Genomic DNA, 23,224 nt, shown 5'->3' with positions numbered 1-23,224 from the left:
CCAGGGAGCGCGATTCACGCTCCCCTTCTCCTCGGGAACAACGGAGACGTCATCATGAGCGACCTGAGAGACAAGGACGAGAGGATGGGGCTTGGCACCTACCTCACGCCCGAAGAGGCCAAGGAGTTTCACAAGCTGTTCATCACCAGCTTCCTGATCTTCACCGTCGTCGCGGTCATCGCGCATTTCCTGGTCTGGAACTGGCGCCCCTGGTTTTGAGCCGCACGCCCTAATCGCAAACCAATGAGAGGAACCACGTCATGTGGAGAATCTGGCTGATCTTCGATCCGCGGCGTTCGCTCGTCGCTCTGTTCACGTTCCTGCTGGTGCTGGCACTGCTGATCCACTTCATCCTGCTCAGCACCGATCGCTTCAACTGGCTCGATGGCCCGCACAAAGCGCCCGCCGTCACCGCGCCCGCGGGCAGTTGATGCGACGATCGGCGGTTGCGGAGGACGGGGGCAGACCGAACCCGTCCTCCCATACCCCCTGGCTCCACCGCAGTCCCGACCCCGGCCGATCGGCACGGGGTGATGGGACGGCGTGACGGGATGCCGTGACGAAACGGGGAAACGGAGACGTGCCATGGCGCTGTTGAGCTTCGAGCGAAAATACCGGGTGCGCGGCGGGACGCTGCTTGGCGGCGACCTGTTCGACTTCTGGGTCGGGCCCTTTTACGTCGGGTTCTTCGGCGTCACGACCGCGATCTCCGCGCTGCTCGGCACGTTGCTGATCTTCTACGCCGCGTCGCTCGGGCCGAGCTGGAATCCCTGGCTGATCAGCATCGCGCCGCCCGACATCGCCTATGGCCTGGGGCTGGCGCCGCTGCGCGAGGGCGGGTTCTGGCAGGTCATCACGATCTGCGCGATCGTGGCCTTCGTGTCCTGGGCGCTGCGCGAGGTCGAGATCTGCAACAAGCTCGGCATGGGCTATCATGTGCCCTTCGCCTATGGCTTTGCGATCTTCGCCTATGTCTCGCTGGTCGTCGTCCGACCATGGCTGCTCGGCGCGTGGGGCTTCGGCTTTCCGTACGGGATCTTCAGCCATCTCGATTGGGTGTCGAACACCGGCTACCAATATCTCCACTTCCACTACAATCCCGCGCACATGCTCGCGGTGAGCTTCTTCTTCACGACCGGGGGCGCGCTGGCGTTCCACGGCGCGCTGGTGCTGTCCGCGGTCAACCCGGCGGAGGGCGAACCGGTCAAGTCGCCGGAATATGAGGACGCGTTCTTCCGCGACACGATCGGCTATTCGATCGGAACGCTCGGCATCCACCGGCTGGGCCTGTTCCTCGCATTGTCTGCGGGGTTCTGGAGCGCGATCTGCATCATCATCTCGGGGCCGCTCTGGACGCGCGGCTGGCCCGAATGGTGGACGTGGTGGCTCAACCTGCCGATCTGGTCCTGAAGGGGGTATCTGCTGACGGCCATTCCGGGCGTCCATCATGACGTCGCCACGGCGGCGGCGGTGCCCGTGGTGATCGCGCTTGTCGCGCTGGGGCGCTGGCGGATGCACAAACACCTGGCGGCGTGACGCCCGGCGACGGTGGTCCAGAGCCGTCGGCGCCCTTTAGACGCCGACGGCACCCGGTCAGGCCGCCATCGCCCGCCGCGCCAGCGCGCATTGCGACCAGATCTCGCTGAGCGCGGTCACCAGCGTGTCGATATCGGCATCGCTATGCACCGGCGACGGCGTCAGCCTGAGCCGTTCCGTCCCGACGGGGACGGTCGGGTAATTGATCGGCTGGACGTAGATGCCGTGATGTTCGAGCAGCCAGTCGCTGATCCGTTTGCACTTGTGCGCATCGCCGACCATTACCGGGATGATATGGCTCGGATTGTCGACCGTGGGGATGCCAGCGGCGTCGAGCCGGCGGCGGACGGTGGCGACGCGATCGCGGTGCCGCGCACGCTCGACCTGGCTTACCTTGAGGTGGCGGATGCTCGCGGTCGCGCCCGCGGCGAGCGCGGGGGGGAGGGCGGTGGTGAAGATGAAGCCGCTAGCGAAGCTGCGGACGAAATCGCACAGCGCCGCCGACGCGGCGATATAGCCGCCCATTACGCCAAAGGCCTTCCCGAGCGTGCCCTCGATCACCGTGACGCGGTCCATCAGCCCCTCGCGCTCGGCAACGCCGCCGCCGCGCGGACCATAGAGACCGACCCCGTGCACCTCGTCGAGATAGGACAATGCGCCATGCGCCTCGCAGACGTCGAGCAGCTCGGCGATCGGCGCGATGTCGCCGTCCATCGAATAGACGCTTTCAAAGGCGACGATCTTGGGCCGCGACGGATCGAGTTGCGACAGCCGGCGATCTAGATCCTCCGGGCTATTGTGCGTGAAGACCTGCACCTCGGCGCGGCTGTGGCGGATGCCCTCGATCATCGACGCATGGTTGAGCGCGTCGGACAGGATGACACAGCCGGGCAGCCGCGCGCCGAGCGTACCCAGCGCGGCCCAATTCGAGACATAGCCCGACGTGAAGAGCAACGCCGCCTCCTTGGCGTGGAGATCCGCCAGTTCGGCCTCGAGCAGCACATGGCTGTGTGTCGTCCCCGAGATGTTGCGCGTCCCGCCCGCGCCCGCGCCGCACCGGTCGATCGTCGCATGCATCGCCTCGAGCACCGCGGGATGCTGGCCCATGCCGAGATAATCGTTCGAGCACCACACCGTCACCGGTCGCCGGGTCCGGCGGATGACCTGTTCGGCGGCGGGAAAGGCGCCCGCGGTGCGCTCCAGCTCGGCAAACACCCGGTAGCGCCCATCGTCGCGGAGCGCCGCGAGTTCACCTTCGAAAAATGCCTCATAGTCCATGCGATCGTCCCCGTCCGTCGGTGATGGCGGCCTGTGCCGCTCGTGTGGAGGAAGCGGCCCAGCGCCAGAGGCGCGCATCACGCATCGGCAGGAGCAGAAACAGATGCTCGACGAGCCCGAGAACCGCCAGCCCCGCGAACAGCGTACCCGCGGCCGCGGCGCCGCTGCCGGCGGGGGCGGCCTCCGCGACCGTCCAGGCCCACGCCGCGATCGCGCCACTGGCCAGGATCGAGACCGGGAACAGCGCGTTCAGCCGGCGCTTGCGGAAATAGCTCTTGAGATAGGCCAGATGCGCGGGAAACACCTCGTCGCTGAGATTGGGCACGCCCAGATACAGGTTGAACTTGGCGGATAGCCGCAACACGAACAGCAGCAGGAAGGTGAGCGGCGCGGCCTGGTTCGGCCCGCCCCAGCTGACCGCGAAGAGCAGGATCGCGGTCGCGGCGATCGCGAGCTCGTGATGGATCACGGTGGCGGTCGCGGCGCGGAAGCGGGGCCACCCGGTCGCGTCGGGCGGACATTCGGTGCGACGCGGACCCGCGACCGCCCCCATGAGAAAGCTCATTTCGTGCCAGCCCCAGATCAGGATCGCCGCGGCGAACCCGGTATAGGCGGCACCGGCGCTCGCCTGGTCGGCGATCGACCCGACCAGCGCGACCGCGGCGATCGCGACCAGCCCGGCCAGCGTCAGGCTGGTGCGGAACGTCGCCGCCGGACGGCTGTCGAGCCAGACCACGGCGGCGGTCCCGATAAACCACATCAGCAGCGCGAAAAGCAGCGGGGGGACGCTCACCACGCCGGCGCCCGACAGATGGTTGTCGAGCGTGACGATCACGACATGCAGCGGGACCGGGCGGCGGATGGCGCTATCGGGCATAATGGGCCTTCGCATCATAGAGCGTGTCGATCGTGATCGTTGCGACGTCGCGCTCGGCGGCGAACCGTTCGGTGTTGCGACGCGCCTTGCCGCGGACGAAGAAGGGGATCTTGAGCAGCTCGCGCTCGGCATCGGCGGACCAGACACGCGCGGCCCTGGCGTCAGGGGCGGGGCGGGGCGCGACCTCGGGCGATACCGGCTGCGGCGCTGTCTCGGGCGCCACCGGGAGGGGCGCAAGATGGCTCGCGCCGGCCATGTCGCTGAACTCGAAATCGTCGCGGAACATCGTCAGCAGATGCTCCTCCAGCCCCATCACGAGCGGATGGACCCAGGTGTCGAACAGCACGTTCGCGCCCTCAAACCCCATTTGCGGCGAATAGCGCGCGGGGAAATCCTGGACATGGACGGGGGCCGAGATCACCGCGCACGGGATTCGGAGCCGCTTGGCGATATGCCGTTCCATCTGCGTGCCGAGCACCAATTCGGGCTGCAGCGCCTGGATCGCCTCCTCGACGACCAGATAATCGTCGGTGATCAGCGGCGTGACGCCGTAGAGCGCCGCGGCGGTGCGCAGGTCACGCGCGAATTCGCGGTTGTAGCAGCCGAGCCCGACGACCTCGAACCCGAGTTCGTCGCGCGCGACGCGGGCGGCGGCGATCGCATGCGTCGCATCGCCGAAGATGAAGACGCGCTTGCCCGTCAGATAGGTCGAGTCGACCGAGCGGCTCCACCAGGGAAGGTGACCAAGGTCGCACGCGCCCGTCGGATCGATTCCGGTCAGCGCCGCCAGCTCGGCGATGAAATCGCGCGTCGCGCCGTGGCCGATCGGCACGGTGGTGACGACGGGCTGGCCGTGTTCGCGCGCGAGCCAGCGGCAGGCGGTGTCGGCGATCTCGGGATAGAGGCAGATGTTGAAATCGGCGTCGGGCAACCGGGCGATGTCCGCGGTGGTCGCACCGAGCGGCGCCACGACGTTCACGGCGATCCCCAGCGCGTCGAGGATGCGGCGGACTTCGATCACGTCGTCGCGGTGCCGGAAGCCGAGCGCGGTCGGGCCGAGGATGTTGGCGGTCGGGCGCGCGTTTGCCCGGTTGGGCGCGGGGTTGGGCGCGAGGGTCCGGACGAGCTGGTAGAAGGTCTCCGCCGCGCCCCAATTCTCCTTGCGCTGATAGCTGGGCAGTTCGAGCGCCACGACCGGGCAGGGCAGGTCCATCGCCGCGACCAGCCCGGCGGGATCGTCCTGAATCAGTTCGGCGGTGCACGAGGCGCCGACCAGCATCGTGCCCGGCGTGAAGCGCGCATAGGCATCGCGCGCCGCGGTCTGGAACAGCGCGGCGGTATCCTTGCCGAGGTCGCGCGCCTGGAAGGTCGTGTAGGTGACCGGCGGGCGCTTGCCGCGCCGCTCGATCATCGTGAACAGCAGGTCGGCATAGGTGTCGCCCTGCGGCGCATGGAGGACATAATGCACGTCCTCCATCGCGGTCGCGATCCGCATCGCGCCGACATGGGGTGGTCCCTCATAGGTCCAGACGGTCAGCTGCATCACACCCTCAGCAGGTCGCGCCGCCGCAGCGGTCGCGCGAAGAGGTCGGCGAGGTCGCCCGCCTGGTCGAAGCCGTGGACGGGCGAGAAGACGAGCTCGATCGCCCATTTCGTCGTCAGACCCTCCGCCTCGAGCGGGTTGGCGAGACCGAGGCCGCAGACGGTGAGATCGGGGCGATCCGCACGGACGCGGTCGAGCTGGCGATCGACATCCTGCCCCTCGCTCAGCCGCGTCGCGGCGGGGAGCAGTGCGAGTTCGCGCGCGAGGTGGCGGCGGTGCAGATAGGGGGTGCCGACCTCGACCGGGACCATGCCGAGCTCGGTCGCGAGAAAGCGCGCGAGCGGGATTTCGAGCTGGGAATCAGGGAGGAAGCTGATCCGCCGGCCCTCGAGCAGCGGACGTGCATGCGCGAGCGCACGCTTGGCGCGTTCGCGGCCGGGCGCGATCGTGCGCAGGAACTGCATCGCGTCGACGCCGAACGCCAGGGCGGCGGCGTGCAGCCAGTCGGTCGTGCCCTCGGCACCGAACGGGAACAGCGCGTCGAGTCGGGTCGCGCCGCGATCCTCGAGTGCGCGCGCCGTCTCGCCGAGAAACGGCTGGGCGAGCAGGAAGCGCGTATTGGGGCCGACCGGCGGCATCGCGCCGGCGCGGCGCGCGGGCAGCGTATGGACGGGGCCGATGCCGAGCGCGTCGAACAGCCGGAGGAACTGGTCCTCGACGACATCGGGCAGCGCGCCGACGATCATCAGGCTCGGCGCGGGGGATGCGTCAGCGGCGAGGCCGGGGACCAGCGCCGCGAGGCAGGCATCCTCCCCCTCGGTGAAGGTCGTCTCGATCCCGCTGCCCGAATAATTGAGGATCCGGGTCGTGCGGCCGTGCTTGACCGACAGCCGGGCCGCGGCGCGCGAGAGGTCGAGCTTGATCACCTCCGACGGGCAGGAGCCTACAAGGAACAGCAGCTTGATATCGGGCCGGCGCAGCAGCATCTGGTCGACGATGCGGTCGAGCTCGTCATTGCAGTCCGCCATCCCCGCGAGGTCGCGCTCCTCGATGATCGCGGTGGCGAAGCGCGGCTCGGCAAAGACCATCACGCCCGCCGCCGATTGCAGCAGATGCGCGCAGGTCCGCGAGCCGACGACGAGGAAGAACGCGTCCTGGATCTTGCGGTGCAGCCAGATGATCCCGGTGAGCCCGCAGAACACCTCGCGCTGGCCGCGTTCGCGCAGCACGGGCGCGGCGTCGCATCCGGTCCGGCCGAGATGCTGCGCGGTTGCCAGGGGGGCGGTGGGCAGGGGGGTGGAAAGCGGGGCGGTCATGACGCGACCATGCCCGCCGGTGCACGCTGCAACCGCGCGGCCCGCAGCTTGATCAGGAACTGCGCGGCATTGACGACGTAGCTCGCATAGGCCGCGAGCGCGAGCCACATGCGTCCCGCCTCGCTGCCGAAGTCGCGGGCAAGCGCGACGAGATAGGCGGTGTGCAGCGCGAGCACGAGCATGCTCACGACGTCCTCCCAGAAGAAGGCGGGGGCGAACAGCCATCGGCCGAACACCTGCTTCTCCCAGATCGCGCCGGTGATCATGATCGCATAGAGCGCGCCCGTCTTGACCATGATCGATATCGTCGCGGCGACCACGCCATCGCCCGTCGCCAGATAGCGCAGGACCAGCGTCAGACTGACGAGGAAGATCAGGAACTGGATCGGGGCGAGCACCCCCTGGACCAGCGTCCAGGCCGACGAGTCGCGGCGCTCGCGCTGGTCCGGCGTGTAGAGCGGGGCGGCTGCCCGGCGGGCGCCCGGGACGGCCGTGCCGCCCTGCCGATCTGCCGGAGAAAGGTCGTTCGCTCGCATCGCGCCCCGCCTGCCCAAGTTCCGATCGGACCTTACGCCCGCCCCTCAAAAAGTGTCAAGTTATTTGGACGTCCATAATCCGGGACAGTTTGTGCGGTGCAGCAAAACCGTCCGGTTGTCAGTCAATTGCAAGTGGGATATGCTGCGAGTCGCCGCTAATCTGCCAAATGCAGGTCCCGGTCTGTAGTTGTTGGCGTGTCGACCAGGCTGGGGAGAGCCGGTAATGGCAGCGGTTACTCACTATTTGCGCGGTTTCCGGTGGAGCACCGGGTCGTTTGCACGTCGGGACTGGAGCGATGGCCGCCGAGATCTTGGTCCGGGGCCGCGTCGCGATGACGGGGACTATGATCGCCCTTTGTCGGCGCTGATCGAATGCGAGATCATTCCGCGGCTGATGGCTGCGCATGCCAGTGCGGCGATGCCCTCCGCCGAGATCGGGACGGATGGCCCGATCGACAGCGTCGAGGTGGGCATCTTCGCGCCGCTGGTGATGCAGGTCGATGCCGACCGCCTGCTCGCGCATATCGAGACGATCCTCGACCGCGGTGTCTCGGTCGAGACGGTCATGGTCGATCTGCTTGCACCCGCCGCGCGTCTGCTCGGTGAATATTGGGATGATGATCGCTGCGATTTCGTCGATGTCACGATGGGGTTGTGGCGGCTGCAGGAAGTCGTGCACGAGATTGCCGGTCGCATGCCGAGCATCCGGACAGATCCGGGCGACCGGCATCGGGCATTATTCGCGTCGTTACAGGGCGATCATCACAGCTTCGGGACGATCGTCCTCGACGAGGTCTTTCGGCATGGCGGCTGGCTGACGGACCGGATCAACGACGCGGAGACGCCCGTGTTGCTGGATGCCGCGACGGCGGACTGGTTCGGTATCATCGGATTGACGATCAGTTGCGACTGCCATATCGCCGGACTTGCTTCGATCATTGCTGCGTTGCGAAGGGTTTCGCGAAATTCTCGTGTCTGCATCATGGTCGGCGGCGCGATTTTCAATGCAGACCCGGATCTCGCCACCAAAGTCGGCGCCGATGGTACCGCGTCCGATGCGAAACTCGCGCTGAAAATGGCCGGCGATCTTCTCCGCGAAAGCGCATGGGGGACCACGGCGTGTAATTGATTGCTGCAGATTGGAGCGCGACGCTCGTCGATGGACAAGACTATCGCCTCTTCCCCGCATCTGGCCTTCGCCCGCCCCGACGCCGCGCCCGGGGCCCTGAGCGCGCGCGTGGCCGCGTCACTGCTCGCGGCCGTCGGCGACGTCGCCTTCATCCTCGCCGCCGATGGGCAAATCCTCGACGTCGCGGTGTCGCAAGGTGATCTTGCCAATCACGGTTTTGCCGGCTGGGTCGGCGAACGCTGGATGGACACGATGACGGTCGAAAGCCGTCCCAAGGCGGCCGAGATGCTCGCGGCGGCGGGCCGCCCCGAACCCGCGCGCTGGCGACAGGTGACGCATCCCGCGGCGGGTGGCGACGTACCGGTCCGCTATCTGGTGATGTCGCTCGGCACGCCCGATCGGCTCGTCGCGATCGGCCGCGACCTGCGCGGCGCGGCGGCGACGCAGCAGCGGCTGCTCCAGACGCAACAGGCGCTGGAGCGCGACTATATTCGCCTGCGCCAGGCCGAGACGCGGTACCGGATGCTGTTCGACATGGCGTCCGATGCGATCCTGGTCGTCGATGCCGGGTCGCGCCGCATCCGCGAGGCGAATCCGGCGGCGCTGCGGCTGCTCGATGCCGCCGCCGATACGCTGGTCGGTGCACCGGTCAGCACGATCGTCGATCCGCATGATCGCGACGATCTGGTCGCGCATCTCGGCGCGGCGGAGGCGGCGGACGATGTCGCACCGGTCGCGCTGCGCCTGAACGATCGCGCGGTCGACGTGCGAATCGATGCGAAGCTGTTCCGTCAGGCGCGCAGCCCGTCGCTGATCGTCCGGATCGAGGCGGTCGAGCCGGTCGTCGGTGCGCGGCGGCACGAGGCGACGCTCGGCGACGTGGTCGAGCGTATGCCCGATTCGTTCGTGCTGGTCGATCGCGACCTGACGGTGCTGACCGCGAACGCCGCCTTTGTCGAGCTGACCGAAATGCCGTCGATCGAGCGGCTGATCGGCGCGCGGCTGGGTGCGTGGCTGGGTAGGCCGGGCATCGATCTCGAGCTGATCGTCGCGCAGCTGCGCGAACATGGCTCGGTCCGCAACGTCGCGACGATCCTGCGCGGCGCGGCGGGTGCGCAGGCCGAGATCGAGGTGTCCGGCGTGGTCGCACCGATGGGGGGCAGCGAGTGTTTCGGCTTCACGATCCGCCATGTCGGACGCCGCCTGCGCCAGGTGCCGCTGGTCGCGCACGACACGCCGCGATCGGTCGAGCAGCTGACCGAGCTGGTCGGCCGCATGTCGCTGAAGGAGATCGTGCGCGAGAGTACGGACCTGATCGAGCGGCTCTGCATCGAGGCGGCGCTGGCCTATACGTCGGACAACCGCGCGTCCGCGGCGGAGGTGCTCGGCGTGAGCCGGCAAAGCCTCTATTCGAAGCTTCATCGCCACGGCCTCGGCAATCTCGTGTCGGGCGACGGCTGACCGGCAGGTTGTCGATGATTGGTGTCAACATATATTGACAGCCAAGACCGTCTGATCCTAGCTTCGCGACATGGATCGCCTGTCCGCTTCCCGTGTCGCGATGCCGCCGCCCGCGGCCCGCGACGTGCTGGAACTGCTCAAGCCGGTCACCTGGTTTCCACCGATCTGGGCGTTCCTGTGCGGGGTCGTGTCGTCGGGCGTTCCGCTGGGCGATCGCTGGCCGTTTCTTGTCGGGGGTATCCTGCTGACGGGGCCGCTGGTCTGCGGAACGAGCCAGGCGGCCAATGACTGGTTCGACCGCCATGTCGATGCGATCAACGAGCCGCTGCGGCCGATCCCGTCGGGGCGGATCGCCGGCAGTTGGGGCTTGTGGATCGCGATCGCGGGCAGCCTGATCTCGGCAGCGGTTGGGGCGGCGATGGGGCCGCTGGTGTTCGCGGCGACCGGCGTCGCGCTGGCCTGCGCCTGGGCCTATAGCGCGCCGCCATTCCGGTTCAAGGCGAGCGGGATCTGGGGGCCCGCGGTGGTCGCGCTGACCTATGAGGGGCTGACCTGGTTTACCGGCGCGGCGGCGATGACGGGCGGCTGGCCCGATGCTGCGGTGCTGGTCATACTCGGCCTCTACACCGCCGGCGCGCACGGCATCATGACGCTCAACGATTTCAAGGCAGTCGAGGGCGATCGGATGATGGGGTTGCGCTCGCTGCCGGTCGTGCTGGGAGTGAATCGCGCCGCCCGGCTGGCCTGTATCGTCATGGCGGTCCCGCAGGTCGCGGTGATCGGCCTGCTGGCTTTGTGGGGGCACGGGCTGATCGCGCTGTTGGTCGCGGCGTTGCTGGTGGGGCAATTGGCGCTGATGGTGCGGCTGCTGCGCGATCCGCTCAAGAACACCCCGTGGTATAATGCGACCGGCACGACGCTCTATGTCCTCGGGATGCTGGCGTCGGCGTTCGGGCTCGGCGGGGTGGCGGGGTTGTGAGCGTGGTCCCGCTCGGCTGGCTCGGTATCGTGCGGCTCGGGCTGGTGCAGAGCGCGATCGGCGCGATCGTGATGCTGGCGACGTCGCTGCTCAACCGCGTGATGGTGGTCGAATATGCACTGCCCGCGGCGCTCCCCGCCGGTCTGGTCGCCTGGCATTATGCGGTCCAGCTGTCGCGACCGGTCTGGGGGCATGGTTCGGATCGCGGCGCGCGGCGGACACCCTGGATCATAGGGGGCATGGCGGTGCTCGCGCTCGGCGCTTTGCTCGCGGTCGGTGCGCTGCCGCTGCTCGCCGCACGCGCGCCCGGGGGGCTGGCGCTGGCGATTGCCGCGTTTGCGATGATCGGCATGGGCGTGGGCGCGGCGGGCACCTCGCTGCTGGCATTGCTCGCGACCCGAGTCGCGCCCGAGCGGCGCGCGGCGGCGGCGGCGATCACCTGGATCATGATGGTCGCGGGGATCGCGGTGACGGCGGGTATAGCCGGTGCGCTGCTCGAACCTTTTTCCGCAGCGCGGCTGACCCAGGTCGCGGCCGGTGTTGCGGGGTGCGCGTTCGCGCTCGCGGTGGTGGCGCTTCTCGGCGTCGAGGGGGCTGCACCGTCCAGGGCGCTCGCCACGCCGGTCGACGCATCCCGGCGGGGGGAGCGATCCGCTACGCTGACGGCGGCGTTGCGGACGATCTGGGCCGATGGCGAGGCGCGCCGCTTCACGCTCTTCGTCTTCGTCTCGATGCTGGCCTACGCCATGCAGGATCTGATCCTCGAGCCGTTCGCCGGGCTGGTGTTCGGGCTCGCGCCGGGGGCCTCGACGCAGCTGTCCGGGGTGCAGCATGGGGGTGTGCTTGTCGGGATGATCGTCGCGGGGGTCGGCGGCGGGGCGTTTGGCGGCGGGCGGGGTGAAGGCGGGGAGACGCGCGGACTGCGCTGGTGGATCGGTGGCGGGTGTCTCGGGTCGGCGGCGGCGCTGGCGGGGCTCGCGCTGGCGGCGCGGATCGGGCCGGGTTGGCCGCTGACCGCCAATGTCGCGCTGCTCGGCCTGGCCAATGGCGTCTTCGCGGTCGCGGCGATCGGCGCGATGATCGCGCTGGCGGCACGCGGGCAGGCAGAGGGGCGGGAGCAGGCGGGACTCCGCATGGGCGTGTGGGGCGCGGCGCAGGCGATCGCCTTCGGGCTTGGCGGGTTGCTCGGCGCGACGGGCGTCGATCTCGGGCGGAGCCAGATCGAATCTCCCGCCACCGTCTTCACCCTGGTCTTCCTGGCCGAAGCGCTGGTCTTCGTCGCCGCCGCAGGGCTGGCGATGCGCAGGCCGGGTCGCCAGCAGGACATGACGCCAGTCGCGCGCGCGCGCGGCGGCGGCATGACGACCTATGACTGCGTCGTCGTCGGCGGCGGTCCGGCCGGGGCGACCGCCGCTGCCGAGCTGGCGCAGGCGGGGCGATCGGTGCTGCTGCTCGATCGCGCGGGCCGGATCAAGCCGTGCGGCGGCGCCATCCCGCCGCGGCTGATCCGTGATTTCGCGATTCCCGATCATCTGATCGTCGGGCGGGCGCGAACCGCGCGGATGATCGCCCCGTCGCGGCGTGCGGTCGACATGCCGGTCGATCCGAGCGGCGCGGGCGGCTATGTCGGCATGGTCGACCGCGACACGTTCGACGAGTGGCTGCGCGACCGCGCTGCCAAGCAGGGCGCGGAGCGGCGCACCGGGCGGTTCGAGGCGATCGTCCGCGACGGCGATGGTGGCGCACAGGTCCGCTACACCGATGGCGAGGGCGATCATCGCGTCCGCGCGCGGTGCGTGATCGGCGCGGACGGCGCCCGGTCGCGCGTCGCCGAGGCGGTGTTCGACGATGCGGTGCGCAACCCGTGCGTCTTCGCCTATCACGAGGTGATCCGTACGCCGCAACCCGGCACCGCGGCGTTCGACCGCACCCGGTGCGACGTCTTCTATCAGGCCGAATTTTCGCCCGACTTTTACGGCTGGCTGTTCCCGCACGGCGATACAGCGAGCATCGGCGTCGGCAGCGCGCACAAGGGGCATGGTTTGCGTGACGCGACCATCCGGTTGCGCGTGCGGCTCGGGCTCGAGTCGTGCGTGACGCTGCGTCGCGAGGGTGCGCCGATCCCGCTCCGCCCGTTGCGGCGATGGGACAATGGCCGCGACGTGTTGGTGATCGGCGATGCCGCGGGGGCGGTCGCGCCGGCCTCGGGCGAGGGGCTCTATTACGCCATGCTGTCCGCGCGGTTCGCTGCCGAGGCAGTCGATACCTTCCTCGCCAGCGGAGACCCCAAGGCGCTCGGCGCGGCGCGGCGGCGGTTCATGCGTGCGCATGGGCTGGTGTTCCGCATCCTCGCGATCATGCAGCATTTCTGGTACCGCGACGATCGCCGCCGCGAACGCTTCGTGGCGATGTGCGCCGACCGCGACGTCCAGCATCTGACCTGGCACGCCTATATGAACAAGCAGCTGATCTATGCGCGGCCGCTCGCCTATGCGCGGATCTTCGCCAAGGACATGCGGCATCTGCTGCAGACCGTGAGCTGATGCGCGATGGATAGGGTCTGGATCTTTCCGGTGTGCATCGCGGCATTGCTCGCGACATTGGTGGCGCTGGTGGGCGCGACGATCATCGACACCGGATCCTGGTATGGCAGTCTGCTCAAGCCGCATTGGGCACCGCCCGACGCCGCCTATGGTCTGGCCTGGACCGCGATCTACAGCTGCACGGCGCTGGCGGGCGTGACGGGGTGGCGGGCGATTGCGGGGTGGCGCGAGCGCGAATGGCTGCTCGGGCTGTTCGCGGGCAACGGGTTTCTCAACATCCTGTGGAGCCTCGTCTTCTTCCGGCTGCAGCGGCCCGACTGGGCGGTCGCGGAGATAACCGTGCTCTGGCTGTCGATCCTGGTGCTGATCGTCGTCCTAGCCCGGCATTCGCGGTCCGCGGCAGCGCTGTTGCTGCCCTATCTGCTGTGGGTGGGGTTCGCGGGTTACCTCAATCTGGCGATCGTCCAGCTCAACGGACCCTTTTCCTGACCTGGCTATTCGCCAGCGGGCACGCGGTCGATATCGTGCTGGGGGTGATCGCCCTCGAACTTCTCTGTCTGCGACGGCAGGGGTGGAGCATGGCGACCGCGGCGCTCCGGCTGGCGCCGGGCATGCTGATGCTGATCGCGCTGCGCGCCGCGCTGACCGGGCTCGACTGGCCTTGGATCGCGGTGCCGCTCATCGCGTCGCTGCCGGTCCATCTCGCCGATCTGGCGCGGACGGCACGAAGCTGAATGTCGGTTAGCCAGTTTGCAGAACCGGGCCTTGCGTTTCACACCCTGCTCTGCGGCGACCGGACCATGGTCACGGGGTCAAGCGAAGCTGCGACCGATCCCGCCCGTTCCCGCAACAGGCAGGAGCGGGACCGGTGGGGCAGGGGCGGCGGTTCTGCTCAGCCGCCGGCTTGCAGATAGGCGATCACGTCGGCGCGTTTCTGCGGATCGGGGATGCCCGGGAACGCCATCTTGGTACCCGGGACGACGCGTTGCGGTTTTTCGAGATACTGGAACAGCTTTTCGGGGGTCCAGGTGATCCCGCTATTCTTGTTGGCGGCGGAATAGGTGTAGCCGGCGACCGTTCCCGCGGCCCGGCCGACCACTTCGTGCAGCGAGGGGCCGATCTTGTTCACGCCGGCCTCGACCGCGTGACAGGTCTGGCAGGTGATGAACGCGGTCTTTCCTTTCGCGGCATCACCCGTGTAGCCGGCGAATTTGACGCCGCTGAGCGTATCGACGTTATCAGGGGCCGGCGCGGCGGTGGATGCGGTCGCCGCCGGCGCGGCAGTCTCAGCCGGAGCCGCAGCGTTTGCGGTAGCGGCTTCCGGCGCGGCGGCAGCGGTTTCGCCCGCGGCGGGCTCCTCGGCCGCCTTTTTCGAGCAGGCGCTGAGCACCGTCGCCGAGAGCGCGACGCAAAGTGCCAGATGTCCAAACCGAATCGTGGATGCTGATTTCATAATCCTGCTCCTCTCGACCAAGCGCCGGGTCCGCATGCCAGGCTGTGCACTGTCTATTATTCTTCACAGTATCTGCCGTCCAACACTTTGTTTCAACAACTGTAAGGAGCGGCCCCCGGAAAGGCGTTGGAGGGCGCGGGAATGCGCCGGAGATAGCGACCGCGAAATGCGCGGCATGGTTCGATATCGCGACGTGCCGGGCGATGTACGACAACGCGGCCGGCCGCTATCCGGCGCGGGATCTGCTCACGCTGTTGGGCAGGCTGCGTGCTGCGGGGACGGTGGAACGTCCCGCACCGGTGTGGGACTGCAAGACAACCACCGCGATGCCGATGACCGCGCCCGCAGCCGGCATCGCCCACGCCATGGCCAGGAGCTGCCCACCGCCGGTCTCGCCGAGCGGGGCGGTGCCGGTCCAGCCGGCCAGGGCGAGGCCCTGACCGAACAGCGCACCGCCGACTCCGCCGCCCAGCTTCAGCGTGAGGAGCAGCAAAGCGACCGGCACCGCCTCGAGCCGGACGCCGGTCTGGCGCTCGCCGTGATCGATCGCGTCGGCGAGCAGCGCCCAGATCATCATCTGCACGCCGGCATTGCCCGCACCGAACAGCGCGATCCCCGCCATCATGCCGCGCGGTCCCGTCGCGAACACCGCCGATCCGACCGCGACGAGGATCAGCGCGACCGCCAGCATGCCGCGCTGGCTGGCACGCCGGCTCGCCCCGACCCAGACGGGCAGCATGACGAGTTGCGACAACGCGAGCGTCGTGAGCGCGCGCGCGGTCCAGTCTGGGTCGTGGATCACGCCCTTGCCGATATAGGCGAAGGATCGCGCAAAGACCGGCAGCGTCAGCGCATTATGCGCGACATCGCAGGTCGCATAGGCGGTGCGGAAAACCAGTACGAGACTGATCGCCCAGGGAATTATGAAGGATGGCTGGGGGGTGGGGAGGAGGAAGAGGATGGTGAAGGGGATGGTGACGACGGGGGCGGCGATGACGAGGAGGCGGCGGTAGAGCCCCGCGCGGTCGGTGGCGCGGTCGAGCAGGCGGCCGAGCAGCGGGTTGCACAGCCCGTCCCAGACCAGCCCGAGCATCACGATCAGCCCGGCGGCGAGCGGCGATATCCCCCAATATTCGGTCAGCGTGAACATCAGGAAGACGTCCATCGTCGACGCGAGCAGGTTCTTGCCGAAATTGCCGCTCGCATAGCCGAGCATCCGCGCCGTGGCAGGCGGCGCGGCGGCGGCGTTATCGGGGGTGGAGCATGCCATCGACCGCGACCCTAGCGCGGCTGTCTTGCAGTTGCGGGACATTTTGCGAGCGCGGCGCCTGCGTCGTGACGACCAGCGTGCCGCCGCGCATCAGATCGGCATGGTCGATCCGCGTCGTGGACAGCGCGCGTCCGTCCAGGGTCACCCGTTGCACGACGCCGTCCGCCGGGCCGTCGCGGCGGATCAGCAGCACGCGCCCCTTGCCGAGATCAAGACGGACCCGTTCGAACGCGGGGGTCGTCGGGACGTACCAGGGCTCTCCCGGTACGAGCGGATAGAGCCCGAGCGCCGCGAAGACGTACCAGGCGGTCATGCCGCCCGCGTCATCGTCCATCCCGTTGGCGAATCCCTGCGGCGCCAGCGCGAAGCTGCGACCGACGAACGGCACCGCGAGCTTGCCGCTGTTGGTATAGGGATGCGCGATCGGCCGGGTCAGGATCGTCCGGACGAGATCCGCGGTCGGCCGGGGCTCGCCCAGCGCGGCGAACATCCAGGGGACGTGGATGTCGGGCTCGTTCGTCATGTTGAACAGGCCCTGCCCGAAGAAGGTCTGGAGTTCGCCCAGCAGCCGCGCGCGCCCGACGGTCTTGGTGATCCAGCCGAGATCGAAGACCGGTGCCCAGCGATATTGCCACAAGGTGCCCTGATAGAGCCCGCGCGCCTTGACGACGTCGCCGTCCGCGCCGGGCGACTGGAACACCGATCGCCACATTGGGCGGTAGGACAGCGCCTTGGCGGTGAAGCGCGCGGCGAGATCGGTGCGGCCGAGATCGCGTGCGAGTTCGGCGGCCGCCCAGTCGTCATAGGCGGCCTCGATCTGTTCGTCGGGGGTGCCGCGCTTGAGCGTGGCGCTGTCCGCGACCATGCCGGCGAGCGCCGCGTCCGTGTCGAACGCGATCCCCTTGCGGTGCATATCGAGCAGCGCGATTCCGGCATGTTCGGTGCGCACCGTCAGAAACGGCTCGTCGCGGGTCGACCATTGCGGCTTGCCGCCGGCGTATAGCGCGACCAGCGAGGCGGCGATGTCGGCGCTGCGGTCGGGCTGGATCAGCGCCAGCAGCGGCATCTGCGTGCGGTAATTGTCCCAGAGCGACCAGCTGGCATAGCGCGTCCGACCCTTGGGCGAGACGGCGATGCGGCCGGTCTTGTCGCGGTGACGGCCGTCCGGATCGTCGATCGCGACCGGGGTCTGCATGACACGGTAGAGCGAAGTGTAGAACAGCGCGCGGCGGTCGCGCGGACCGGTCGGCACGACCCGCCCGAGCACGCGGTTCCAGTCGGACCGGGTCGCCGCGGCGATGGTCGCGAACGGCCTGTCGCCGAGTTCGGTGTCGCGGGTCAGCGCCGCGCCGCCGCCGTCGACGCTCGACAGGCCGGTGCGGATCTCGATCCGGTCGCCCGCGCGGGCGACGAGGCGGAGCGTCGCCAGATCGCCAGCGCCGACACTCAGCCGGCGATGCACGAGGCGGCCGTTGACCCGGATCCGGCTGGCGGTGTGGAGGCGATAGGCGCCCTGGTCACAGACGGTGCCCGCGACGAGATCGGCACGCAAATCGTCGCTGTCGAGGCGCGCCCAGTTGGCCGACAGCCGTTTGGCATAGCTGCGTCGCGGGTCGATCCGCAGGTCGAGCGTGCCCGCGCGCGGTACGGTGAAGCGCAGCACGCCGCCGCCGCGCGTCGCGGTCGTCTCGGCAAGGATGCCGCCGTCGTAGCGGACGCTGTAGGTGCCGGCGCGGGCGCGTTCGCTGGTCTTGTCGACCTGTGCGGGAGCAGCATCGCGTGGAACGTCGCTGCCGGCATAGCGTAGCGCGATCATCAGGTCGCCGCCTGCACCGCCGCAGCCGACGCCGACGCCGCGCGTGTGCGAGAAGCCGAGCAACGTGGTGGCCGCGTGATCATAGCCGGCGTGGTTGGCGGGGCTGGTGTCGGGGCCGAGCTGGACCATGCCGAACGGCGCGACCGCGGCGGGGGTGAGCTGGCCGAAATCGGCGAGTGTCCCGACGAACGGGTCGACGAGATCGGCGGGGGTGTCCTGGGCGGATGCGGCGGCGGGAACTAGCAGCAGGGTTAGGACGAGCGGATGGGTGAGGATGCGGCTCGACCGTGACGGCCGGAACGGGGTCGGGATGGCGGGGGGGCACGTGCGTTGTCCCCGATCAGTGTCGTTTCCCAACTGGGCCCCGGCCTTCGCCGGGGTGAGGGGTGGGGGTGGGGGTGGGGGTGGGGGTGGGGTTGGGGAGTTCGTGTTTGCGGGGTCTGACCGCTGAAGGACATTGGTCATGGGTCGAGCGGATCGCGGGGATCCTGGCGGAGCGATTGGCGCGACGGGCGGAATTCGAGGTCGTAGACGGACAGCCGCCGGCCGATCGCGCCGGGCATGTAGCCGAGTTCGGCGGTGTTGCGCGTGGTAAAGGTCGGGCTTTCGATATAGGCGCTCTGCTGCGCGTCGGTGACGATTAGCGTCGGCCGGTCGAGCGGGATGCCGAGCGCGACCATCCGCCGCGTCGCGTTGCGCAGATTGGTCGTCGTATGCCGCGCATAGGGTTCGAGGATGATGCGATCGGCGGGAATCGCGTAGCGCTCGATCAGCGCGCGGCGGATCTCGACGGCTTCGACGAAGCGGGTGCCGCGCGGGTGGACCGCGCTGCCCGAGACGAGGATGAACGGGGCGAGCCCCTGGCGATAGCGCTGCGCGGCGAGCAGCGCGTGGAGCTTGCTGCGCGGGCTGAGCCGTGTGGCGCTGTCCTCCGGCCCGACGCCGGGCACGATCAGCGCGGTATAGCGGAAGGCGGCCCAGTCGGTGCGTGCGGCCGCGGCACGGACGCCGGCATTCTCGCGGTCGTCGAGCGGTTCGAACAGCGTCGCCGCGGTCGCGTCGTTGCCATCGAGCAGCGCGAGCGCGAGCGCGACGCTGCCGTCGAGTGTATCGGGTGCGGCACCCGAGGCGGCGCGGGCGAACTCGATGCCGACTGCGACGCCATCGGCGAAATACGGGACCGCGGGGGTGAAGACGGGGCCGTCGATCGCGGGATAGCGTGACGGCTGGCCGAGTCCATAGACGCGCAGCACCGCGTTCAGCCCGTCGAGCTCGGCATCGATCGCCGCGACCGGCGCGAGATCCGCGTTCGCCGCGAGCGTCGGCAGCACGCGCTTGGCCGCGAGCCGGTCGAGGATCGCGACGAGCGTGGTGCGATCCCCGGTCGTCCAGATCGCCGCCTCGATCGTGCAGGCGGCTGTGGTGCCGCACGCCGCGCGCCGCGCCGTGCGCGCAGCCTGCAGCGTGCGCATCGCCGGGTCGCGGTCGAGCGCCTGCGCCCAGCCCGGCGTCGTGCGCAACGCGACAAGCCGGGGAAACAGGCGCTGCGAGAGTGCGTCGATCGGGGCGTCGGGCAATCGCCCTACCGCCCCGACCTGCCCGGTTGCCGCCTGTGCCGGTACCTGCGCGCCGAGCGGCACCGATGCGCTGCCCGCCAGCGCCACCGCGAGGATCATCCGTAGGCCGGTCACCAGGACTTGCTGACCACGAGGCGGACGTTGCGCCCGAAGATCGGACGGCCGTAGATCGCGTCCGCGGTGCCCTGGCCGCTGAGCTGGTCGGTGCGCGTATTGCCCTCGGTCAGGCCCTTGGCGTTGAAGATGTTGTCGCCGACGACCTGCATCTGCCACGTGTCGCGCGTCAGCGTGATGCCCGCGCCGACCGTCCCATAGGCGGGCAGCGCGGTGTTGTTGAAGAAATCGACATAGCGTTTCCCGACATATTCGTAGCGACCATAGAGCTGGACCGCATTGCCCGCGATGTCGAAATCGACCGAGGGGCGGATATTGCCGTAGACCTTGGGCTCGCGGACGAGCTGGTTGCCCTCGACATCGCCCGCGCTGGCGCCGTTCGCGTTGACGAGGCTCTTGTACTTGGGATCGCTGACCGTGAGCGCGCCGGTGATCGCAAAGCCGTAGGGCAGCGCGAGATTGCCGTCGATCTCGATCCCCTTGATGTCCGCCTTGCCGACGAACGGCACCGACTGGTCGTTGCGGCCGGTGACCGGGTCAAGCGCGACGAACGAGGCGTTGAGCGGGTCGTAGCGCGTGTAGAAGCCGATGACATAGAGATAGGACCGGCCGAACGCCGCCTTCAGCCCGACCTCATACTGGTTGGCCTTGGGCGTCAGGATCGTCGGGTTGATCTGATAGGTGACCTGCGTCGAGGGCGGGGTTTCGAGATGCGACGCGCGCGCATAGGCGCCGAGATGCCGGGTGACGTCGTAGTTGATGCCCGCGGTCCAGTTGGTGATGTCGGGCGCGAGCGAGGAGCGGATGATCTGGCCGGTAAAGGCGCGCACGGCATTGTCGGCGAGCGTCGTCGGGTCGCCGAGATTGGCCGAGGTCGTCGCAAAGGCATAGCCGTCGAAGCTGTAGCGTTCGTGACGGATGCCGCCGTCGATCTTCAGCCCCGGGGTCAGTTCCCAGGTGTCGTTGGCGTAGAAGGCGTACATCGACGCGTCGGTGTTGCCGCGGTTGAGCGTGGTCGTGTAGCGCAGCACGCCATTGTCGGTCACCGAACCGAGCGCCTGGCCGGCGGCGTTATAGGCGATCAGGTCGAGCGTGCGCGGCTTGCCGCGGACCTCGAGCAGATAGTCCTGATAGGCGACCTCGTTGGTTTCGCCGTACAGGCTGCCATAGACGCCGACGCGCAGGTCGTGCGTGCCGAAGCCGGTTGCGATCGAGCGGGTGACGCTGAGATCGCCCTGGGTCGAGTAGAATTTCGACGTGACGTCGCGGAACTGCGCGGGGACGACCAGGCCGGAGGCCGCATTGGGGTCATAGACCTCGGCGCCGTCGGTGCCGGCGATCGCATAGCCGAGGCGGGTGACGCCCGCGCCGAAGGCGGTGCGCGCGGCGGTCAGATAGCTGCCCGCAAAGGCGGTGGCGTCGGACGGATTGCTGGTCGAATAGAGCGCGTTGAAGTGGAGCTTGCCGATGCTGACCCCGCCCTTTGCGGCGACCTTCCAGCCGTCATAATCGGCGTCATACTGAACGCCGACATTGCCGAACTGCGTGTGGCGGCCATTGCCGAGATCGGCGCCGACATTGCGCGTCGTGCCGTCGGCCTCGCGGTAGCGGATCGTCGCGTTGCGCAGCGCGGGCGAATTCATCGTGCCGCTGAAGAAGTCGATATACTGTTTGAGCGACTTGGACGGATCGCGCGGGTCGGCGGTCGGGATCGGCAGGTAGAAGACGTTGTGGTCGTTCAGGTAATTCCCTGACACCCGCAGCGACCCGTTCGAAAAGTCATGCTTGATGTTGGCGCGGACCTGACCGCCGCGGTCGTTGGGGAAGCCGTTGTCGCGATAACCGTCGTGGCGGCGGAGGAAACCGCCGATCGCGTAATAGGTCGAGTCGTCGATCGGCCCGGCCTGATAGCCGTCGATCCGGTAGAGGCCGGTGTCGCCGAGCGTGAGCTGCGCCTCGCCGCGCACCGTGTCGGTGCCCGAGACGGTGATGTTGTTGACGATCGCGGCGGCATAGCTCGCATAGACCGGGGCGGGGCCGCCGCGCACGACTTCGACGCGCTGCGTCATCAGGTCGAAGCGGTTAAGGCTGTCGCCGCGGAAGAAGTTGCCGTCATTCTCGTGGAACAGCGGCAGCCCGTCCTGCTGGAAGGTGACGAGGCCGCCGTCGCTGGGCAGACCGCGCAGCCGGATGATGTTCTGGACCTCGCCACCGGTGTTCTCGACTGCGAAGCCCGGCAGCTTGCCGAGCAGATCGGCGAAGTTGAGCGGCGCGAGCTTCTGGATGTCGGCATTGCTGAGCGAATTGACCGCATAGGAGACATCGAAGCGACGCTGTTCGCGTGCCGAGCCGGTGACGATGATGTCGGTGCCGGCTACGGGTTCAGCCTGGGCGGGATCGGGCTGCGCGGGATCACCCTGGGCGGGGTCGCTGGCCGGGTCGGCAGCGGTCGCGGTGGTGGCGGCGGGGGCCGACGGCGCCGTCTGCGCCCAGGCCGGCGTCTGTGCCGCAATCCCCAGCGCGATCAGCGCACATCCCGAACGCAAGCCGTGTTTTGTCATGATTGTTTCTCCCACCCGATTGATATGTCAGCCGTTGGTCGGGGAATATGACAAAATTAATTAATTTCACGAAATAAACTAATCGGCTATCCGGTGCGGCGAAGGGACGTGGGCGGATGGCGATGGCGCGGTTGAGGCTGGATGACGACGAGCGGCGCGTGATGCAGATCCTGCGATCCTGGGGAGCACGGTCGCGCAAGGATCTCGCCGCCGACCTCGGGATGAGCGCGACCAAGATCACGCGGCTGTCGGCGACGCTGCTCGCGCACGGGCTGATCGAGGAATGCCCGGGGGCGGCCCCGGTCGCGCCCGGCCGCCCGGCGGTCCCGCTGCAGATCTCGCCCGAGGCGGGATACGGGGTCGGGGCGATGCTCCACCGCGGGCTGCTCGAGGTGGCGCTGGTCGATTATGCGGGCGGCGTGATCGCGCACCGATCCGCGCCGTTCGACGATCCCGATCCGCGCGTGTTTGCGCAGCGGGTGACCACCGCGATGCACGAGATGGCGATCGCGAACCGGCTGCTCGGCCGGCGGCTGCTGGGCGTCGGGATTGGCGTGCCGGGTGCGGCGCTGTCGATCGAGGGGACGCGGCGCTGGACGGTCGACAGCCTGGCGGCGTGGCGCGGGATCGACCTGAAGGCGTTGTTCGAGGAGCATATCGGCCACCCGGTGTGGATCGAGAACGACGCGAACGCGGCGGCGCTCGCCGAATATTATGTCGGGGGGCTGATGCGGCGCTGTTCGACCGCGGTCGTCATCCTGCTCGGGCACGGGATCGGTGCGGGGATCATCGTCGAGGGCCGCATCCTGCGCGGGGCGATGGCGAGCGCGGGGGAGATCGGCTGCCTCTACCCGACCAGCGCGCCGCGCCCCTCGACGCTCGACCTGTTGTCGACATTGCGCGAGGCGGGCTGCGCGATCGACTCGCTGGTGGACTTCGACCGGGTGATCAAGGGCTATGAGCCGGTCGTCGATGCGTGGGTGCTCCGCGCCGCGGGGCAGATCGGGCCGATCATCAACTGGGGGATCGCCTGGATCGATCCGGGCGAGTTCGTGATCTCGAGCCCGTTGCCGACGCCGATCCTCGACGCGCTGGTCCGCCACATCGATTTCGGCGCGATGCATATCGGCGACCATTGCAGCGTCCCGCCGCGCATCTCGGTATCGACGCTGCAGGGTGCGGCCGCGACGATCGGCGCGGCGCTGATGCCGATCCACGCGACCGCGGTCGGCTAA

Annotated in this window: 20 protein-coding genes; 10 read left to right on the top strand and 10 right to left on the bottom strand. The window is 68.6% G+C overall.

Translation table 11 applies throughout. From position 1 onward, the window contains the following. The first annotated feature begins 54 nt into the window (after positions 1–54). The 3 genes from pufB to pufL all read left to right on the top strand — a co-directional run bounded on the left by pufB (position 55) and on the right by pufL (position 1,410). Positions 55–219, top strand: a complete 165-nt coding sequence (pufB, locus tag FHY04_RS17985; RefSeq protein ID WP_081874172.1) for a light-harvesting antenna LH1, beta subunit — start codon at positions 55–57, stop codon at positions 217–219. A gap of 41 nt (positions 220–260) precedes the next feature. Further along, positions 261–431: a light-harvesting antenna LH1, alpha subunit gene (gene pufA, locus FHY04_RS17980; protein WP_081874173.1), complete on the top strand. Its 171-nt coding sequence runs from the start codon at positions 261–263 to the stop codon at positions 429–431. Positions 432–585: 154 nt separating this feature from the next. Beyond that, positions 586–1,410, top strand: a complete 825-nt coding sequence (pufL, locus tag FHY04_RS17975) for a photosynthetic reaction center subunit L (protein ID WP_031439813.1) — start codon at positions 586–588, stop codon at positions 1,408–1,410. Between the two features lie 183 nt (positions 1,411–1,593). On the opposite strand, the gene hemA is transcribed toward pufL, so the two are convergent. The 5 genes from hemA to bchF are packed head-to-tail and all read right to left on the bottom strand — an operon-like array spanning position 1,594 to position 7,086. Then, positions 1,594–2,814 carry a 5-aminolevulinate synthase gene (hemA, locus tag FHY04_RS17970; protein WP_183937342.1) on the bottom strand — a complete coding sequence of 407 codons (1,221 nt, stop codon included), beginning with the start codon at positions 2,812–2,814 and terminating at the stop codon, positions 1,594–1,596. Continuing rightward, entirely contained in the window at positions 2,804–3,691 is an 888-nt protein-coding gene (gene puhE / locus FHY04_RS17965) for a putative photosynthetic complex assembly protein PuhE (protein ID WP_221211870.1), read from the bottom strand. Before puhE ends, hemA begins: the two co-directional genes overlap by 11 nt. Beyond that, positions 3,681–5,234: a ferredoxin:protochlorophyllide reductase (ATP-dependent) subunit B gene (bchB, locus tag FHY04_RS17960; protein WP_183937341.1), complete on the bottom strand. Its 1,554-nt coding sequence runs from the start codon at positions 5,232–5,234 to the stop codon at positions 3,681–3,683. Before bchB ends, puhE begins: the two co-directional genes overlap by 11 nt. Further along, positions 5,234–6,550, bottom strand: coding sequence for a ferredoxin:protochlorophyllide reductase (ATP-dependent) subunit N (locus FHY04_RS17955; protein WP_183937340.1), 1,317 nt, complete (start codon positions 6,548–6,550; stop codon positions 5,234–5,236). Before FHY04_RS17955 ends, bchB begins: the two co-directional genes overlap by 1 nt. After that, positions 6,547–7,086 (bottom strand): 2-vinyl bacteriochlorophyllide hydratase, encoded by a 540-nt coding sequence (bchF, locus tag FHY04_RS17950; protein ID WP_183937339.1) that lies wholly within the window; start codon positions 7,084–7,086, stop codon positions 6,547–6,549. The genes FHY04_RS17955 and bchF overlap by 4 nt, the downstream gene beginning before the upstream one ends. 223 nt (positions 7,087–7,309) lie before the next feature. On the opposite strand from bchF, the gene FHY04_RS17945 reads away from it, so the two are divergent. The 6 genes from FHY04_RS17945 to FHY04_RS17915 all read left to right on the top strand — a co-directional run bounded on the left by FHY04_RS17945 (position 7,310) and on the right by FHY04_RS17915 (position 13,932). Beyond that, the gene (locus FHY04_RS17945; RefSeq protein ID WP_183937338.1) at positions 7,310–8,215 is read left to right on the top strand and encodes a B12-binding domain-containing protein; all 906 of its coding nucleotides are present in this window, start codon (positions 7,310–7,312) and stop codon (positions 8,213–8,215) included. Positions 8,216–8,245: 30 nt separating this feature from the next. Continuing rightward, positions 8,246–9,676, top strand: coding sequence for a transcriptional regulator PpsR (gene ppsR / locus FHY04_RS17940; protein ID WP_183937337.1), 1,431 nt, complete (start codon positions 8,246–8,248; stop codon positions 9,674–9,676). A 70-nt stretch (positions 9,677–9,746) separates the two neighbouring features. Next, positions 9,747–10,655 (top strand): chlorophyll synthase ChlG, encoded by a 909-nt coding sequence (gene chlG, locus FHY04_RS17935; protein WP_183937336.1) that lies wholly within the window; start codon positions 9,747–9,749, stop codon positions 10,653–10,655. Then, the gene (locus tag FHY04_RS22975; protein WP_311725472.1) at positions 10,652–13,198 is read left to right on the top strand and encodes a geranylgeranyl diphosphate reductase; all 2,547 of its coding nucleotides are present in this window, start codon (positions 10,652–10,654) and stop codon (positions 13,196–13,198) included. Before chlG ends, FHY04_RS22975 begins: the two co-directional genes overlap by 4 nt. Before the next feature lie 6 nt (positions 13,199–13,204). Further along, positions 13,205–13,687, top strand: coding sequence for a TspO/MBR family protein (locus FHY04_RS17920; RefSeq protein ID WP_183937335.1), 483 nt, complete (start codon positions 13,205–13,207; stop codon positions 13,685–13,687). A gap of 89 nt (positions 13,688–13,776) precedes the next feature. Next, positions 13,777–13,932 carry a hypothetical protein gene (locus FHY04_RS17915; protein WP_221211869.1) on the top strand — a complete coding sequence of 52 codons (156 nt, stop codon included), beginning with the start codon at positions 13,777–13,779 and terminating at the stop codon, positions 13,930–13,932. Between the two features lie 158 nt (positions 13,933–14,090). On the opposite strand, the gene FHY04_RS17910 is transcribed toward FHY04_RS17915, so the two are convergent. The 5 genes from FHY04_RS17910 to FHY04_RS17890 form a co-directional block, all read right to left on the bottom strand. Beyond that, entirely contained in the window at positions 14,091–14,651 is a 561-nt protein-coding gene (locus tag FHY04_RS17910; RefSeq protein WP_183937386.1) for a cytochrome c family protein, read from the bottom strand. Between the two features lie 226 nt (positions 14,652–14,877). Continuing rightward, the gene (locus FHY04_RS17905) at positions 14,878–15,921 is read right to left on the bottom strand and encodes an MFS transporter (protein WP_183937333.1); all 1,044 of its coding nucleotides are present in this window, start codon (positions 15,919–15,921) and stop codon (positions 14,878–14,880) included. Further along, complete coding sequence (locus FHY04_RS17900; protein WP_260171612.1) at positions 15,899–18,094, bottom strand: glycoside hydrolase domain-containing protein; 2,196 nt, start codon at positions 18,092–18,094, stop codon at positions 15,899–15,901. The genes FHY04_RS17905 and FHY04_RS17900 overlap by 23 nt, the downstream gene beginning before the upstream one ends. A gap of 104 nt (positions 18,095–18,198) precedes the next feature. Beyond that, positions 18,199–19,428 carry a YdcF family protein gene (locus FHY04_RS17895; protein WP_311725468.1) on the bottom strand — a complete coding sequence of 410 codons (1,230 nt, stop codon included), beginning with the start codon at positions 19,426–19,428 and terminating at the stop codon, positions 18,199–18,201. Continuing rightward, on the bottom strand, positions 19,425–21,989 hold the full coding sequence (locus FHY04_RS17890; RefSeq protein WP_183937331.1) for a TonB-dependent receptor: 2,565 nt from the start codon (positions 21,987–21,989) through the stop codon (positions 19,425–19,427). The genes FHY04_RS17895 and FHY04_RS17890 overlap by 4 nt, the downstream gene beginning before the upstream one ends. Before the next feature lie 116 nt (positions 21,990–22,105). Here FHY04_RS17890 and FHY04_RS17885 point away from each other — a divergent pair, with 116 nt between their 5' ends. Beyond that, entirely contained in the window at positions 22,106–23,224 is a 1,119-nt protein-coding gene (locus FHY04_RS17885) for an ROK family protein (RefSeq protein ID WP_183937330.1), read from the top strand.

The organism is Sphingomonas sp. BK481 (assembly GCF_014194875.1).
Taxonomy (GTDB): Bacteria; Pseudomonadota; Alphaproteobacteria; order Sphingomonadales; family Sphingomonadaceae; genus Sphingomonas; species Sphingomonas aerolata.
Note: the sequence above shows the minus strand (reverse complement) of the source record. Positions and strands in the feature narration are given on the sequence as shown.